The following is a 16,021-nucleotide window of genomic DNA, read 5'->3' as shown; positions in this document are numbered from 1 at the left end:
CAACTTAACTCAAGGCAAAGTAAAGTACCCATGCTAAGACGCTTAATTGTAATCGTTACTGCCGCTATCCTCTTTAATAGTTCATTGACACTAGCACAAAGTAAAAAGCCCAAACTACCGGATAAATTTCCTCCCAGTCCCCTAGAAATTACCACACCCGACCCACTGCTACCACGTTTGCCCAAGGATAAACAACCGTTGAGTAGCGAAGAACGGCAAAAGTTAGAACCAGCGCTGGATGCCTTAAACCAAGAAGCTGCAATGAAACTGCAAGCAGGTGATCAGGTGACGGCCTTTGAAATTTGGAACCGAGAACTGCGCTTGCGGCGCTTTTTAGGTTTATTAGCAGAGGTGCAAGCATTATCAAGAGTCGGTGCGATCGCCTGGAAGCAAAATGACAGCCAAGAAGTACAATATATTACGCAGCGATTGCAGGCAATTCAAAAGCAGGCACAATCCCAAAAAGCTGTTGATCTAGAACTATGGCGATCGCTAGGACAAGCTTACCAAAATGTGCGATCGCCTAAACTAGCTCTAGAAGCTTATGACCCAGTTTTGCTAACAGTGCGACAGCAAAAAGATCCTACAGCAATAGTCGAAACCCTCAAGATAATTGGAGAGCTGCATTTGAGTTGGTTTGATTACTCCAAAGCTGCACCAATCTACGAGGAATTATTGAGTTTAGCTACCTCCCAAAAAGATAGCCTAAACGAAGTAGCATATCTGCAACGACTGGCTGAAATTTACGAGCAAACACAGCAACCGCAGATGTCATTGAATATACTTAGCAAACTAGCAGAAATTTACGTGAATGAAAATAATCTTACCGAAATACCAGAATTAAAGCTAGCGATCGGCTCAAATTACGAATCTTTAGCAAAGAAAGATCCTAATTTACTGCTAGAAGCTTTTAAAAATTATCAAGAATCTTACACCACTGCTTGGCAATTACAACAGTATGTTCGTGCTGGTGAAGCTTTGCAAAAGTTAATTGCGCTGTACCGTTCTCAAGGACAAATAGAGGAGGCTTTGCAGACTAGCCAAATTCTCGTAGAGACACAGGCGCAATCCGCCAACTTTTACGGGATGATGCAAGCTTACGACCAAATTGGGCAATTGTATTTAGAACGTAAAGAATATCCTCAAGCATTAACAGCTTTTCAAAAAGGCTTAGAACTAGCACAACAACTTAAACATGAGGAAGCGTACTTTACTGGGCAAATTGAAAAGGTTTCAAAAGCAAATTTTTAACTAAAATTTCTCCTATCGACTCACAGTTACCAACATCGCAGCTTTTGTAATGAAAATCACGATTTTTGTTGCAGTATCGTGGCTTTTGTGATTAAAATCGCGGCTTTTATGACAAAAATTACGGTTTTCGTTATTAACATCGCGGCTTTTGTGATTAAAAAGCGATGTTAGTAGTTATTAGGACTTACGCAAAGCTACACACGGTAGGGGCAATTCATGAATTGCCCCTACCATAAAATAAGGGTTTCGACTATTGTTTGCGTAAGTCCTAGTTATGTAAAATTAAATGACATAAATATTTTTGCGTATCTACTTATGATTTGTTAAAAATAACTAATAACTGTGCATTGATATTAGGAGTAGTTTTATGGTTCTACAAGTTAACCCCATCCAAAAAGAACCAACTGTTACTTGGGAAGCACTTCCAGCCGACTTTATTTTACCTGATGATCCAGTGGAAAATATTCAGCAACCTGCGATCGCTGCTGCGCTTACCGATGCTTTGGGAAGCACAGGACGCATCCAACCCCAGATGCTAATTGGCTCTAATTTCGGACTTGTAGCCACAGTCAACAAAAAAACCGTCGTTAAGGCCCCTGATTGGCTTTACGTTCCTCAAGTCCAGTCTGTAGGAACAAATGTAGTTCGTCGCAGCTATACCCCGAATTTAGAAGGTGCTGCTGTGGCTGTAGTGATGGAATTTCTCTCAGACACAGAAGGTGGAGAACTTTCAGTCCGCTCAACTCCACCCTACGGTAAACTCTATTATTACGAAAAGATTCTCCAAATTCCAACTTACGTAACCTTCGATCCCTACGAACCAAGTTTAGAATTACGGTGCTTGCAAAATGGAGAATATACTTTGCAGAAAGCAGATGCCAATGGACGCTACTGGATTCCTGAGTTAGAGTTATTTCTCGGAATTTGGCAAGGTGAAAGATTATGTCAAACCATGAATTGGCTACGCTGGTGGGATACAGAAGGAAATTTGCTGTTGTGGAGCAACGAACAAGCTGAACAAGAACGCCAACGCGCTGAACAAGAACGCCAACGCGCTGAACAAGAACGCCAACGCGCTGAACAAGAACACCAACGCGCTGAACAAGAACGCCAACGTGCTGATATATTAGCAGCTAAGTTACGTGAGTTAGGTGTTGACCCTGATGCGTAGGCGTAGCCCGCACTTCTCTACGTTCGCGCAGCGTGTCGCAGACAGACGCTGCGCGTAGCAAGATCCCAAAGGGTACGGCAAAGCTTAGTGACCGTCGTAGATATCGCATGACCTAAAGAGATGCTGGGAATAATAAATTTGGGACATCAACACCAAAATTCCATGAAACAGCAAAAAAATCAATTCAGTCATCTTACTGCGATCGAAAGAACTTACCTGTCATTTCCTGCACAGTTTTTATTAAATCAAAACCTCCTACAAGGCAAAATACTAGACTTTGGTTGTGGCTTTGGTAATGATGTTAAAATATTACGCCAAAAAGGCTACGATATTATAGGCTATGACCCTCATTATTTTCCAGAATCTCCTCATAATAAATTTGATACCATAATTTGTTTTTATGTTTTAAATGTTTTGTTTGCTGAAGAACAAGCTAATATTCTTATGGAAGTATCGCATTTATTAAAACCAGGAGGTAAAGCTTATTATGCTGTAAGAAGGGATATCAACAAAGAAGGCTTTCGAGAACATTATGTTCACAAAAAACCTACCTATCAATGTATTGTAAAACTTCCCTTTTCTTCAGTTTTTTTAGATGAACATCGTGAACTATATGAGTATATTCACTATAATCATCAGCGAAATTCATCTACTTATTGTATATTCTGTAATCCCCATAAAACTCTCAAACTCTTAACCGAATCAGCAACCGCTTATGCTATTTTTGATGGCTATCCTATAAGTAAAGGACATATTTTGATTATTCCCAAACGTCATGTTAGCAGTTATTTTGAACTATCAGTTAAAGAGCAATCTGCTTGCTGGTTTATGGTGAACAAAGTACAAGAAATTATCAAAACAGAATTTGAACCTGATGGCTTTAATATAGGAATGAATGTCAATCGAGCCGCCGGTCAAAATATTATGCACGCCAGTATTCATATCATTCCTCGTTACAAAGGTGATGCTGTTGGTGTTAAAAGTGGAATCAGGAATGTTATTCCTAAAAAGCAATAGTTTTTCTTTACTGATAGCTTTCAGTAGAAAAACCGGATTTATAGCATATACATAAATCTGAAAAAACCAGTTTTTCGGGGAGCATCCCACTTTTTTGTATGTCATTGCGAGCGTTCGCGCTTGCGTCTCGGAAAGAAGCAATCGCAAAATCCCCCAACTAAGAGCAAGTCGATGTGATTGCTTGTCTGCGACACGCTGCGTGAACGTCGTTCCTCCTCTCTACGAGACGCTACACGAACGCAATGACAGTTATTATCTCGTTGAAAAATAAAAAATGGGATGCACCCGTTTTTCGGTTTTGTTGAAAATATTTAGCAATATTTTCAGTTAACCCAGATTATCTGGGTCTATTCCCAGCGCTCTTAATTGTTCTGTTAATTGTTGCACCCGTTCTTCTGCTTGTTGAGCGCGTTGTGCTTCTTGTTGAGCGCGTTGTGCTTCTTGTTGAGCGCGTTGTGCTTCTTGTTGAGCGCGTTGTGCTTCTTGTTGAGCGCGTTGTGCTTCTTGTTGAGCGCGTTGTGCTTCTTGTTGAGCGCGTTGTACTTCTTGTTGAGCGCGCTGTGCTTCTTGTTGAGCGCGTTGTGTTGCTTGTTTTATTTGTTCTGCGGGTGTGAGATATCGTTGTCCTTCCTCATCGTACCAATACATCCATTCCCGTGTTACGCCGCAATAATTTCCCCTTTCGCAACCAATTCCTAAGCTGATTTCTGGTAGCCAAACAGGGTTTCCTTGCTGCAATTCATACTTACCATTAACTAACTTATGTACTTCCAGATGCGGTTTGCGGCGGCGACGAGAGGAATAAATCACATAATAAAGTACACCCAAAGCCTCATATTCATCCAATTTAGTAGTGTATTCCTTGCGATAATTTTGGGAAACTACTTCTAGCACGAAAATCGGCACAACATTTTCATCCCACAGCACATAACTGGGACGCAGCTCCTCATCATAAAACCGCTCTACTCCTAAGCTCAAAAACCCATCTGGCACAATAGGCGGTTTATCAGGGTGATAATAAATACCCATATCTATCGCAAACAACCAGTCCATGCGTTCTGCCCAAAGTATCAGCAGTATCGCCTTCAGCAAGCCTGGTATTAATTCTTGCAGTTCATTATCCACAGGTGTTTCATCAGAGTCTGGTAGTTCTTCGGCTGAGGGCAAGTACCTTGGCAAGTTGTACTCTAACATGGCTGGTTTCCCCAAAACTCAAAGGATATTTAGCTCTCCAGAATTATAGCGATTTCTCAGCTAGCGATGCCTTGGGCGGGCTATACCAACGCGCCTATACTTAAAAACTTCAGTTAACTATGTTGTTATCCATACTTTTACAAAGGTACTCTACGGATACTAAGTAATTCTAAATATGTTGCAATCATCAGCCAAAAAATTTATCTAAAGTTGCAGTCCAGTAAAGAATGCAGGCTTTTTTACCCAACCAAGGAGGCTGCTTAACCTGACAAAGTTTCGGTAACTCTTAACTATTAATAAATATTAGGTGCTTGGTACTATTCATGCTTTATATTTAGCTACAGGTGGCGCAAATACCCACTTATCTTCAAATACTAGGAGGCAGTACCATATTATCTCTGCAACTAACTCATACTCCAACACCACCGCCACCAAGTGTAAAGCCGAGGTTAAGCTGATATTAAAAAGAATAATTTTTGCTGAATTGCAACAGATAAATACTAAACTAAAAAATCTTGTGCAGCAAAACCTGTAGCTTTAAATGAAGTAATCATGTCTAAGGTTCTTGTCTCCGATCCGATTGACCAAGCTGGAATTGACATTCTTTCCCAAGTTGCTACCGTCAATGTCAAAACAGGTCTAAAACCAGCAGAACTGATCGAAATTATTGGTGAGTATGACGCGCTGATGATTCGCTCTGGTACGCGCGTCACCCAAGAAGTTATTGAAGCCGGCACCCAACTAAAAATCATTGGTCGTGCTGGTGTGGGTGTGGATAATGTGGATGTTCCGGCTGCCACACGCCGGGGAATTGTGGTAGTCAATTCTCCAGAGGGAAATACAATTGCCGCCGCCGAACATGCGCTAGCCATGATCTTGGCTCTATCTCGCCACATTCCTGATGCTAACGCTTCGGTGAAACGCGGTGCGTGGGATCGCAATAGTTTTATCGGCGCGGAAGTCTACAAAAAAACTCTCGGTATTGTCGGTTTGGGTAAAATAGGCTCCCATGTTGCCTCGGTGGCTAAGGCAATGGGGATGAAACTCCTAGCTTATGACCCCTTTATTTCCACAGACCGATCTGAACAAATTGGCTGTCAGTTAGTAGAACTGGATTTGCTCTTCCAGCAAGCAGACTATATCACCCTACACATCCCTAAAACCCCAGAAACCACCCACTTAATCAATGCCGTAACTCTGGCAAAGATGAAACCTACAGCCCGGATTGTCAACTGCGCTCGTGGTGGTCTCATTGATGAAGTAGCTTTAGCAGCAGCTCTGAAAGCGGGTAAAATAGCAGGTGCAGCCTTGGATGTGTTCGAGTCAGAACCACTGGGTGAATCTGAATTGCGATCGCTAGGCAAGGAAGTTATCCTCACTCCCCACTTGGGAGCCTCTACCGCAGAAGCTCAAGTGAATGTGGCCATTGATGTTGCCGAACAAATTCGAGATGTACTTTTAGGACTACCAGCACGTTCAGCCGTCAACATTCCTGGACTCGGCCCCGATGTGTTGGAAGAACTTAAACCCTATATGCAACTAGCAGAAACTCTAGGTAATCTGGTGGGACAGCTAGCCGGCGGACGGGTGGAAGTACTTAATATTCGACTGCAAGGGGCACTAGCGACCAACAAAAGTCAGCCTTTGATAGTAGCTGCCTTGAAAGGATTACTTTACCAAGCTTTGCGGGAACGGGTAAATTATGTAAATGCCAGCATAGAAGCCAAAGAACGCGGAATCAGGGTGATTGAAACCCGCGATGCTTCCATTCGAGACTATGCCGGTACACTTCATCTAGAAGCCACCGGTACTTTAGGTACTCATTCTGTCACAGGCGCTTTGTTGGGTGAAAAGGAAATCCACCTAACCGACGTTGATGGTTTCCCGATTAACGTCCCACCCAGCAAATATATGTTATTTACTCTACACCGCGACATGCCAGGGATTATCGGCAAACTCGGTTCTCTACTCGGCAGTTTTAATGTGAATATTGCCAGTATGCAAGTAGGTCGCAAAATTGTCCGTGGTGATGCAGTAATGGCTCTCAGTATAGATGATCCTTTACCTGAGGGCATTTTGGATGAAATTATTAAAGTCTCTGGTATTCGGGATGCGTATACGGTAACTCTCTAATTTTAGATTTTGGATTTTGGATTTTGGATCGGTAATGGCTAATTACTTATTGTTTTTTGCATTGGTCATTAACCGTTACTTAGTCCCCAATCTAAAATCTAAAATCTAAAATCTAAAATTATATGGCAAACACCTGGTGGGAACTACAGATTTTATGTGAACCAGACCTAGAAGATTCTATCTTTTGGCGACTGGAAGATTTTGGCGCTCGTGGTACAGCGAGTGAAAACAAAGGAAATTTATCTTTAGTAAAAGCTTACTTGCCAACAATTCAAACACAGCTACTAGATTTAGCAGCGCTGTCGCTATGGTTACGTCAAGATGCCCTCTGTGTAGGATTGTCATCTCCCTCCCTGCAATGGCAGTTAATTGATGAGGAAGATTGGGCGACTAGCTGGAAACAATATTGGCATCCGCAAGAAATAGGCGATCGCTTTCTAATTAACCCCGCATGGCTACCATTACCAGAAGCATCGGAACGGTTAGTGATTCGTCTTGACCCTGGTGTAGCATTTGGTACGGGCGGACATGCCACCACTCAACTATGTTTGGAATCCCTGGAAATGCGCCTAAGTGAAGTTCCTCAATCGTTTGTAGGTACTGGCGGCAAACATGAACATCTGGTAATTGCGGATATTGGTTGTGGTTCTGGTATCCTCTCCATTGGGGCGTTGCTACTGGGAGCAGAGAAAGTCTATGCGGTGGATACTGACCCTTTGGCAGTACAATCAACTATCAGTAATCGCGACCTTAACAACATTAGCCCAGAACGTTTACTACCAGCCCAGGGAAGTGTAGACGTTTTGACAAAACTGATTGAAAACCCAGTGGATGGGATCGTCTGCAATATTTTGGCTGACGTGATTATTGAGTTAGTGCCACAAATGAGTGCGATCGCTAAACTTGAAACTTGGGCTATCTTTAGTGGTATTTTACTAGAACAATCTAAAGCTGTTGCTGATGCCTTAGAGTTACATGGATGGGTCGTGGCTACTCTATGGAAAAGGAAAGAATGGTGTTGCTTGAATGTACGACGTTCTTAATTTACTAGATGCTATAGATTAGGTAACAAAGTTTACATGATTAACAATACTATTCTTTCTCGCTAGTATCGCGACAGAAAAACCTTTAGTCGGTGCTGAAGCTCACGAACATTTTTATAATCTAAACCCATTAACCGAGATGTAGATGTTTAACATCCTTTCATATCATAACTAGCAAGCAGATATCCTCCCAAAAATAACACTCCTTTTCAGGAGTGTCGATGATAAATAAATTACTAAAAATTAAGTATAAATCTGGTGGACATTTGTCGAGTAATAAATTATTTAGTATTTTGTCTAAAATATACTCTACAAAACTAGTGCGATGTTTGAGATGAGGGGTAAAATGTACCAACTTTCTGCACGTAGAAAAACTTCTTAAACGTGTTAAATACACTGATATTGTAACACAAAGTCATGCTCAATATGGAGCCTGACTTTTCACGTTATGTGGAAAAGCTAACGATTAACCTAACCCCCTAACCACCAACTCGTCGCGGGAAGGGGGAAAATTCAAAGTCTCTCTCCTAAAAGGAGAGAGATTTAGAGAGAGGTTTTCCAGATACCGTGAAAAGTCAGAATATGGAGCGCCTAACTCATGACTATAAGTCACGAGTGTGCGGCTTGTAGAAATCAAACGGTGATTTTTAGGTAGCACAGCTAACTGTGCTACCCGACTGAAAAAGACGCGATATTTCGCGCCTCAAGGAGCTAAAAGCCAAATTCTTATTAAATAATTGTTTGTAGGTGTCTTACCAAATCTGCTGCTTGTTTTACACCCTCAATCCGCTCCACAGGCTGACCCTGCTTAAATAAGACTAAAGTTGGTAGAGCGGAGATTTCATACTGACTAGCCAACTCTTTGTACTTTTCAGTGTCAATTTTGACAATCCGCAGGCGATCCTTGAGTTGGGCATTGACTTGTTCTAAAATTGGCACCATCATTTGACAGGGGCCACACCATTCAGCGTAAAAATCTACCAATACAGGTACATCAGAAGCAGACAGCATCTCTTCAAAGCTGTTAAATTGTTTTTTAGTTGCCATTATGACACACACTAATTTTCTATTGTTTGATTCCAATATTAATCCTTACTATCTGGAATCTGTGTAAACTCATTTTGTTTTTATTGTTGTTGCATTTCCCTACTAATCCAAAAGGTATAGATGCCTGATTTCGGGTGGCGTAGCTGTAGGGTAATATTTAAATTTAAAATCCCAAATTCTATAAGTATTAGGTACAAAGCACCATAAGATAATTAGCGCGGTGATTCAAAAGGTTGAGGAATATTTCATGGAAGTTTTGAGTGAAAATTTGCAGCGCTTACGGGGACAAGTGGCTATTGTTACGGGTGCTTCACGGGGAATTGGGCGAGCGATCGCAATTGAATTAGCCGCACAGGGAGCCAATGTAGTTGTTAATTATGCCAGTTCTAGTGCAGCTGCCGAGGCAGTTGTTACAGAAATTATTGATGCCGGAGGTGAGGCGATCGCTATCCAAGCAGACGTTTCTAAACTTGATCAAGTAGACGCACTGGTTAACGCCGCCATCGAAAAGTTTAGCCGCGTGGATATCTTAGTCAACAACGCAGGTATTACCCGCGACACATTGCTTTTGCGCTTGAAGTTAGAAGATTGGCAAGCAGTGATAGACCTTAATTTGACTGGTGTTTTTTTATGTACACGCGCCGTCAGTAAAATCATGCTCAAGCAGCGCTCGGGGCGGATTATCAACATTACCTCCGTCGCTGGGCAAATGGGCAACCCAGGCCAATCAAACTACAGCGCCGCCAAAGCAGGCGTAATTGGCTTCACCAAAAGCGTTGCCAAAGAACTTGCTTCTCGCGGCATCACAGTTAACGCCGTCGCCCCTGGATTCATCGCCACCGATATGACTAGCGATCTCAACAACCCGGAAGATATTCTCAAATACATCCCACTCGGTCGCTTCGGTCAACCTGAAGAAGTAGCTGGTATGGTACGCTTCCTCGCCGCCGATTCCGCCGCAGCCTACGTCACGGGACAAGTATTTAACGTCGATGGCGGTATGGTAATGGCTTAAAGAGTGCTGAGTTATGAGTGCTGAGTGCTGAGTTAGGAGTTAGTAATTTTCGTAGGGTGCGTTACGCCGTAGGCTAACGCACCATCTTAGTCTGTTGCGGTGCGTTAACACTGCCACGTACTAGTCGTCAGGAGTTGTTGACACTCCCCGCACTAAAGTGACGGGGATTCTTGGTTCCCTGACTCGCCATAAACCATAGTAGGGCTAGCATTGCAATACTCACCCTACAAGCAACTAGGACTTTTGGCGTATTCTTTGCCAAACAGTAAAGCCCAGAAGGATAATGATACTACTCGCTGTAGTAACCATCACAGCCAAACTCATTCCTTGTATTCTCATAGCTAGCAAGTTGCAAACTAAAGTAATTGACCAAAGGGTAAACGCAGCATGGGGCTGGGAGAGTCCCCAAGCAAGCAAGCGGTGGTGCAAGTGGTCTTTACCAGGAGTACTAAGGGGATTGTTTCCGGCCAAGAGACGGCGTACAAACACTTGAGTAGTGTCTAGCACTGGTAACAGCAGAAATAAAACTGTGGGAATCAAGGCATAGAGCGTGTTTTGTTGGAGTCTGCCTAAAATACTAGTAGCCGCCAGCACATAGCCAAAAAAGTATGCTCCGGCATCACCCATAATGATCCGCGAGGGGTGGAAATTGTGACGTAAGAAGCCTAGTGCAGCACCTGCCAAGGCTGCTAAAACCAATGTTGCCGCCGCACGATTGTTAAACTGGGCTGAAACCCCTAACAAACTCATGGCGGTAATAAAGCTGATTCCTCCCGCCAAACCATCCATACCATCCATCAAGTTGATGGCGTTGGTAATTCCGACTACCCACAATACTGTCAGGGCCATTGACAGAAGCGAGTCGATGGGAGTACCAAACATCACTTTGATACTGATGCCATTAGCCACCAGTAAGAGTGCCGTAATAATCTGCGTCCATAAACGAACAGAGGCGGGTAAGCCAAACTGATCATCGATAAAGCCCACAAGGACTAATATCGAACCCCCCAACAGAATAGTCAGCACCTGAGCCAATACGTTTTGGAGTTCGATAGGTCGTAAAAGGCTAGCTAATACCAGCGCGGCAATCACACCCGCGTAAATAGCCAGCCCCCCGGCATTGGGTAAAGGTTCTCGGTTGAGTCGCCGGGCGTTGGGTTGGTCAGCCCAACCTACCTGCAAGGCGAATTTGCGTACTGTGGGAATTAAACGCCATGTTACTAGCCAAGCCAAGACGAATGTAAATACTACTGCCAACCAGCCGGTGCCGCTAGGGCTGGCAATACCGAGGGACTTAAGGGAGTTGTCTAGATTCATCTCCCAATTCAAGCATTACTGCCTGGATCTAATATGAACATCACCTGTATATTAATCAATTTTTATTTCCATTTATAAATTGAGCGGCTGGGAAAATTAGCACTCTTGACGTGTGAGTGCTAAATTGTCTAATGAAAGCGCTAAAGAAATAAAGCATGGCGAAAATTATTGCATTTAACGAGGAATCGCGGCGAGCTTTAGAAAGGGGTGTTAATGCCCTTGCCGATGCCGTAAAAATCACCTTGGGGCCTAAAGGTCGCAATGTTCTTTTAGAGAAAAAATTTGGTACACCTCAAATTGTCAACGATGGTATCACTGTTGCCAAGGAAATTGAATTAGAAGATCCTCTGGAAAACACTGGGGCGAGACTGATGCAGGAAGTAGCATCAAAAACTAAAGATGTTGCTGGAGATGGCACCACCACTGCCACTGTTTTAGCACAAGCCTTGATTCGGGAAGGTTTGAAGAACGTCGCGGCGGGTAGTAACCCAGTTAGCTTGAAGCGCGGCATCGACAAAACTATTGAAGCACTGGTAAAAGAAATTGCCAAGGTAGCCAAGCCAGTAGAAGGAAGTGCGATCGCTCAAGTTGCCACTGTTTCAGCTGGCAATGATGAAGAAGTCGGTAATATGCTAGCCGAAGCAATGGAAAAAGTCACTAAAGATGGTGTCATTACCGTTGAAGAATCCAAATCCTTAACAACTGAACTAGAAGTAGTTGAAGGGATGCAGATTGATCGGGGCTATATTTCACCCTACTTTGTCACCAACAACGAGCGGCAGATAGTGGAATTTGAAAACGCCCGAATCTTGGTTACTGACAAAAAAATCAGTACTATTCAGGATTTAGTGCCGATTTTGGAAAAAGTTGCCCGTTCGGGTCAGCCCTTGCTAATCATCGCTGAAGATGTTGAAGGAGATGCTTTAGCAACTTTGGTGGTGAACAAAGCGCGGGGTGTACTTGCCGTAGCTGCTATCAAAGCGCCTGGATTTGGCGATCGCCGCAAAGCTTTGTTAGAAGATATTGCTATTCTCACCGATGGACAGTTGATTTCTGAAGAAATCGGCTTGAGCTTGGATACCGCTGCTCTAGAAGCGCTGGGAACTGCCCGCAAAATCACCATTGACAAAGAAAGCACCATAATTGTAGCTGGCAGTACCACTAAACCAGAGGTACAAAAGCGGATTGCTCAAATTCGCAGGCAGTTGGAAGAAACTGATTCTGACTACGATCAAGAAAAACTGCAAGAACGCATTGCCAAACTTGCTGGCGGTGTGGCAGTGATTAAAGTGGGCGCGGCAACCGAAACCGAACTCAAAGACCGCAAACTGCGGATTGAAGACGCGCTGAACGCCACTAAGGCTGCTGTGGAAGAAGGTATTGTTCCTGGTGGTGGGACGACCCTAATTCACCTGGCTAAGACGGTAGAAGCGATTAAAAACAGCCTACACGACGAGGAAGAAAAGATTGGGGCTGATATAGTCGGACGAGCGCTAGAAGCTCCCTTGCGCCAAATAGCAGACAACGCTGGTGCTGAAGGTTCTGTGATCGTCTCTAGAGTCCGGGATACCGACTTCAACATTGGCTACAACGCTGCTACTGGTGAATTTGAAGACTTGATCGCTGCTGGCATTATTGACCCTGCCAAAGTCGTGCGTTCAGCTTTGCAAAACGCTGGTTCCATTGCTGGTTTGGTCTTAACTACCGAAGCGATCGTTGTTGAAAAGCCTGAGAAGAGATCGGCTGCTCCTGCCCCTGACATGGGCGGCATGGGTGGCATGGGTGGCATGGGTGGCATGGGCGGTATGGGCGGCATGGGCGGCATGTTCTAGCTTCTCCTCACCCAGATAATATTTTTTAAACAGTTTGTCTTACCAAGGCAAGCTGTTTTTTATACCATTGCTGACTCAGAGGCAATATGAAGTGTATCGCGCAGGCTGTAGCAGCTTCCGCCTTCCTTGTAAGAGCTTCCGCCTTCCCTGTAAGAGCTTCCGCTTTGACGTTTCCGTGTATCGCGTAGTCTGTAGCAGCTTCCGCTTTGACGTTTCCGTGTATCGCGTAGTCTGTAGCAGCTTCCGCTTTGACGTTTCCGTGTATCGCGCAGTCTGTAACAGCTTCCGCTTTTCCTGTAAGAACTTCTGCTTGCCCTGTAGCAATTTTTGCCTTAACCTTACTAAATCCTGAGTGAAAAAAAAGTAGGAGCGGATTCACTCTACAGATTTCTAAAACATCCAAATTTTTTATCAGCTCGCTTTTAGTTGGTTTTTGTGGAGCCACTGTAGTTATGAGAGGGAAAGAAGGAGGATTAAAAATTGGTGAAATTACTCAAATTTTAGTTTTTTTAAGACAAATCAAATTGGATGATTATCAATACCGTTCGGATAAGATCCCCCCGCCTGTGGCGACCCCCTTAAAAAGGGGGTAAAAGAGATATGAGCAAGCCTTTTTAAGGGGAGCCACTGCGGTCTTGGGGTTTCCCCAAGTGGAGCAAGTGGCGTGGGTTGGGGGGATCTTCGAGGAATAAACACGTTAACCGAACTGTATTGGGATGATTATAGAAATTACCTTCTTTGCATTAAATTTTGTAAAATTACGTGTAAATGGTTAGTTTTCATTGGTCAATTATTTTTACCAATGATCAATGACTAATAACTAATGACTAATAACTATTAGGTAATATTTCATGGCACGAAAACTGCATCACCTTCCTAAAATAGTAACTAAGCGATATGAAGATGAGTTCCATCATGAACCAGGAACTGTACCAGGAACGATTATTATTGATGCAGATGCTCCACCACCAATAATTTTCTTGATTGACTATAATCAAACCAATTTCATCCGTGAACAAATAGCAACTCCAGAGGAATGTATTTCATATCTTGATACTGAATCTATTTCTTGGGTAGACGTACAAGGTTTAGGTAGTCAAGACATATTACAACGATTGGGTAAAGTTTTTAATTTACACCCTCTAGTTTTAGAAGATGTAGTCAATGTACCGGAACGTCCGAAAACAGAGGATTATGAAGACCAATTACTGTTCATTTCCCGCATGGTAGTACCAAAGGAAAAAATATGTGGTTTTTACAGCGAGCAAGTGAGTTTGATATTGGGGAAAAATTATTTACTCACAGTACAAGAAGAACCAGTACATGATTGCTTTGAAGCAGTGCGATCGCGAATTGAAAAAAACAAAGGTATCATCCGTAAACAAGGAGCGGATTATTTAGCTTACGCTGTGTTAGATGCGATTATTGATGGCTTTTTCCCAGTGCTGGAGATTTATGGGGAGCGAATCGAAGAGTTAGAAGAGGAAGTATTAATCATACCTACACCGCAAACACTACAAAATATTTATCAAATTAGGCGAGAATTACTGCAACTACGCCGTGCTATCTGGCCTCAGCGAGATGCAATTAATTCCTTGATTCGAGATGGTAGTGAACTGATTAGTCAGGAGGTGCGAATCTACCTGCGAGATTGTTATGACCATGCTGTGCAAGTGATGGACATGGTGGAAACTTACCGAGAACTAGCATCTGGACTAATGGATGTGTACCTCTCAGCAGTGGGCAACAAAATGAATGAAATCATGAAGGTGTTAACGGTAGTTTCATCAATATTTATCCCACTGACTTTTGTGGCTGGAATATATGGTATGAATTTCAATACTGAAAAATCGCCATATAATATGCCTGAGTTGAATTGGTATTGGGGCTACCCAATTTGCTTGGTAGGAATGGGGGCGATCGGATTTGGGTTACTATTTTTATTTTGGCGACGGGGCTGGTTGCAAAATTCTGTAACAATTAAGCGTAATTAATTATTGCAGATGGGCGATGAGTCGAACATACATTTATTAGCACCGGAGTTTATATTTTTGAGTTATGAGGAGTAACGACCAGAATTTAGTTGTTTTAACGATTTATATTATCGGTGTTTCCTATGTGTTTAACCGCATGGTTGAATCCATCGATGACCAAGTTAAATTTGAGTTTAAAAAAGGAATCGTTGACGAGCAACTCAAAGAACAAAATCTCGATGATAAAATTGGAGTTTCCTTTAAACTGAAATCCTCATACCCAATTGACGATTTGAAAGATTTATCAATTAGCATTGAAAATAAATCTGAGAACATTGCCGTATACGTTGACTGGGACAACAGTTCTTTGGTAGTTGAACATAGCAAGCAATCGCGCCGTGTGATTCGCAAATCACCAGACTTAACCCGCGACTTAGCTGTACCCCAAAGTCCTAGCTTGATTGCTCCCAAGAAAACACTTTCTGAGACGGTGACAGCAGAAGATGTTTTCGAGCGGGATCAAGCAGCTGGAACCTATGTAGCAAAAAAACCATTAATTGATATCACCGGGCTGCAAAAAGGGCAGAAAGGTTTGTACAACGACTTTATTAACAGAAAAAAGGAGTTGGACTTTTCCTTGCAACTAGTGCTACGGATATCTGAGGTGCGTTTAGGTCTAGCGCCAGGTCGTGATTTTCCTCCCATTAGCATTATCAATTGTCCTTTCACAGTCAGGAAACTACCTTGGACTTACGCTCTACCTTGGAACAAAAAAAAGTAATAGCAACCAGACACACTATGCAATCCAAGATTACACTGGATCTAAGGAGAGAGTAGGCGCAGGCAGTTGCAGATCAGTCATAGTCACTGGTTTGAGGAAAGTCCGGACTCCCGAAAGACCAAACTTGCTGGATAACGTCCAGTGCGAGCGATCGTGAGGATAGTGCCACAGAAAGATACCGCCAAGAATTAGGGAATAGGGAATAGGGAATAGGGAATAGGGAAAGAAAAACCCCACTCCCCACTCC

Annotated in this window: 14 protein-coding genes; 9 read left to right on the top strand and 5 right to left on the bottom strand. The window is 43.0% G+C overall.

The window, feature by feature from the left end:
* Positions 1-30 precede the first annotated feature (30 nt).
* The 3 genes from F8S12_RS06365 (at position 31) to F8S12_RS06355 (ending at position 3,439) form a co-directional block, all read left to right on the top strand.
* Complete coding sequence (locus F8S12_RS06365; protein ID WP_196515485.1) at positions 31-1,251, top strand: tetratricopeptide repeat protein; 1,221 nt, start codon at positions 31-33, stop codon at positions 1,249-1,251.
* Positions 1,252-1,618: 367 nt separating this feature from the next.
* The gene (locus F8S12_RS06360; RefSeq protein ID WP_196515484.1) at positions 1,619-2,422 is read left to right on the top strand and encodes a Uma2 family endonuclease; all 804 of its coding nucleotides are present in this window, start codon (positions 1,619-1,621) and stop codon (positions 2,420-2,422) included.
* Between the two features lie 162 nt (positions 2,423-2,584).
* The gene (locus F8S12_RS06355) at positions 2,585-3,439 is read left to right on the top strand and encodes an HIT family protein (protein WP_196515483.1); all 855 of its coding nucleotides are present in this window, start codon (positions 2,585-2,587) and stop codon (positions 3,437-3,439) included.
* Positions 3,440-3,766: 327 nt separating this feature from the next.
* Here F8S12_RS06355 and F8S12_RS06350 read toward each other — a convergent pair whose 3' ends face one another.
* Entirely contained in the window at positions 3,767-4,633 is an 867-nt protein-coding gene (locus tag F8S12_RS06350; protein ID WP_196515482.1) for a Uma2 family endonuclease, read from the bottom strand.
* Between the two features lie 552 nt (positions 4,634-5,185).
* Between F8S12_RS06350 and serA the strand changes: the two genes are divergently transcribed.
* On the top strand, positions 5,186-6,766 hold the full coding sequence (serA, locus tag F8S12_RS06345; RefSeq protein WP_196515481.1) for a phosphoglycerate dehydrogenase: 1,581 nt from the start codon (positions 5,186-5,188) through the stop codon (positions 6,764-6,766).
* A 122-nt stretch (positions 6,767-6,888) separates the two neighbouring features.
* Positions 6,889-7,809, top strand: coding sequence for a 50S ribosomal protein L11 methyltransferase (gene prmA / locus F8S12_RS06340; RefSeq protein WP_196515480.1), 921 nt, complete (start codon positions 6,889-6,891; stop codon positions 7,807-7,809).
* Between the two features lie 729 nt (positions 7,810-8,538).
* On the opposite strand, the gene trxA is transcribed toward prmA, so the two are convergent.
* The gene (gene trxA / locus F8S12_RS06335; protein ID WP_196515479.1) at positions 8,539-8,856 is read right to left on the bottom strand and encodes a thioredoxin; all 318 of its coding nucleotides are present in this window, start codon (positions 8,854-8,856) and stop codon (positions 8,539-8,541) included.
* A 247-nt stretch (positions 8,857-9,103) separates the two neighbouring features.
* Here trxA and fabG point away from each other — a divergent pair, with 247 nt between their 5' ends.
* On the top strand, positions 9,104-9,871 hold the full coding sequence (fabG, locus tag F8S12_RS06330) for a 3-oxoacyl-[acyl-carrier-protein] reductase (RefSeq protein WP_196515478.1): 768 nt from the start codon (positions 9,104-9,106) through the stop codon (positions 9,869-9,871).
* Positions 9,872-10,105: 234 nt separating this feature from the next.
* On the opposite strand, the gene F8S12_RS06325 is transcribed toward fabG, so the two are convergent.
* Positions 10,106-11,188: an MraY family glycosyltransferase gene (locus F8S12_RS06325; RefSeq protein ID WP_196515477.1), complete on the bottom strand. Its 1,083-nt coding sequence runs from the start codon at positions 11,186-11,188 to the stop codon at positions 10,106-10,108.
* A 155-nt stretch (positions 11,189-11,343) separates the two neighbouring features.
* On the opposite strand from F8S12_RS06325, the gene groL reads away from it, so the two are divergent.
* The gene (gene groL / locus F8S12_RS06320) at positions 11,344-13,020 is read left to right on the top strand and encodes a chaperonin GroEL (protein WP_196515476.1); all 1,677 of its coding nucleotides are present in this window, start codon (positions 11,344-11,346) and stop codon (positions 13,018-13,020) included.
* 25 nt (positions 13,021-13,045) lie between these two features.
* Here groL and F8S12_RS40365 read toward each other — a convergent pair whose 3' ends face one another.
* A complete protein-coding gene (locus tag F8S12_RS40365; RefSeq protein ID WP_230967834.1) occupies positions 13,046-13,399 on the bottom strand; it encodes a hypothetical protein in 354 nt (117 codons plus the stop codon).
* Between the two features lie 472 nt (positions 13,400-13,871).
* On the opposite strand from F8S12_RS40365, the gene corA reads away from it, so the two are divergent.
* Both corA and F8S12_RS06305 read left to right on the top strand, forming a co-directional pair.
* Entirely contained in the window at positions 13,872-15,014 is a 1,143-nt protein-coding gene (corA, locus tag F8S12_RS06310; RefSeq protein WP_196515475.1) for a magnesium/cobalt transporter CorA, read from the top strand.
* A 64-nt stretch (positions 15,015-15,078) separates the two neighbouring features.
* Positions 15,079-15,774 (top strand): hypothetical protein, encoded by a 696-nt coding sequence (locus F8S12_RS06305; protein ID WP_196515474.1) that lies wholly within the window; start codon positions 15,079-15,081, stop codon positions 15,772-15,774.
* A 30-nt stretch (positions 15,775-15,804) separates the two neighbouring features.
* Here the strand turns inward: F8S12_RS06305 and F8S12_RS06300 are convergent.
* A partial coding sequence (locus F8S12_RS06300; RefSeq protein ID WP_196515473.1) for a hypothetical protein occupies positions 15,805-16,021 on the bottom strand: 217 nt, incomplete at its 5' end.

Source organism: Nostoc sp. WHI (assembly GCF_015714725.1).
In the GTDB taxonomy this organism is placed as follows: Bacteria; Cyanobacteriota; Cyanobacteriia; order Cyanobacteriales; family Nostocaceae; genus Nostoc.
This window is presented reverse-complemented; position numbering and strand designations above follow the sequence as displayed.

Bases quoted from the DNA above. Each gene is read 5' to 3' on its own strand.
- F8S12_RS06365 (WP_196515485.1), top strand. From the start codon at position 31: ATGCTAAGACGCTTAATTGTAATCGTTACTGCCGCTATCCTCTTTAAT.
- F8S12_RS06360 (WP_196515484.1), top strand. From the start codon at position 1,619: ATGGTTCTACAAGTTAACCCCATCCAAAAAGAACCAACTGTTACTTGG.
- F8S12_RS06355 (WP_196515483.1), top strand. From the start codon at position 2,585: ATGAAACAGCAAAAAAATCAATTCAGTCATCTTACTGCGATCGAAAGA.
- F8S12_RS06350 (WP_196515482.1), bottom strand. From the start codon at position 4,633: ATGTTAGAGTACAACTTGCCAAGGTACTTGCCCTCAGCCGAAGAACTA.
- serA (WP_196515481.1), top strand. From the start codon at position 5,186: ATGTCTAAGGTTCTTGTCTCCGATCCGATTGACCAAGCTGGAATTGAC.
- prmA (WP_196515480.1), top strand. From the start codon at position 6,889: ATGGCAAACACCTGGTGGGAACTACAGATTTTATGTGAACCAGACCTA.
- trxA (WP_196515479.1), bottom strand. From the start codon at position 8,856: ATGGCAACTAAAAAACAATTTAACAGCTTTGAAGAGATGCTGTCTGCT.
- fabG (WP_196515478.1), top strand. From the start codon at position 9,104: ATGGAAGTTTTGAGTGAAAATTTGCAGCGCTTACGGGGACAAGTGGCT.
- F8S12_RS06325 (WP_196515477.1), bottom strand. From the start codon at position 11,188: ATGAATCTAGACAACTCCCTTAAGTCCCTCGGTATTGCCAGCCCTAGC.
- groL (WP_196515476.1), top strand. From the start codon at position 11,344: ATGGCGAAAATTATTGCATTTAACGAGGAATCGCGGCGAGCTTTAGAA.
- corA (WP_196515475.1), top strand. From the start codon at position 13,872: ATGGCACGAAAACTGCATCACCTTCCTAAAATAGTAACTAAGCGATAT.
- F8S12_RS06305 (WP_196515474.1), top strand. From the start codon at position 15,079: ATGAGGAGTAACGACCAGAATTTAGTTGTTTTAACGATTTATATTATC.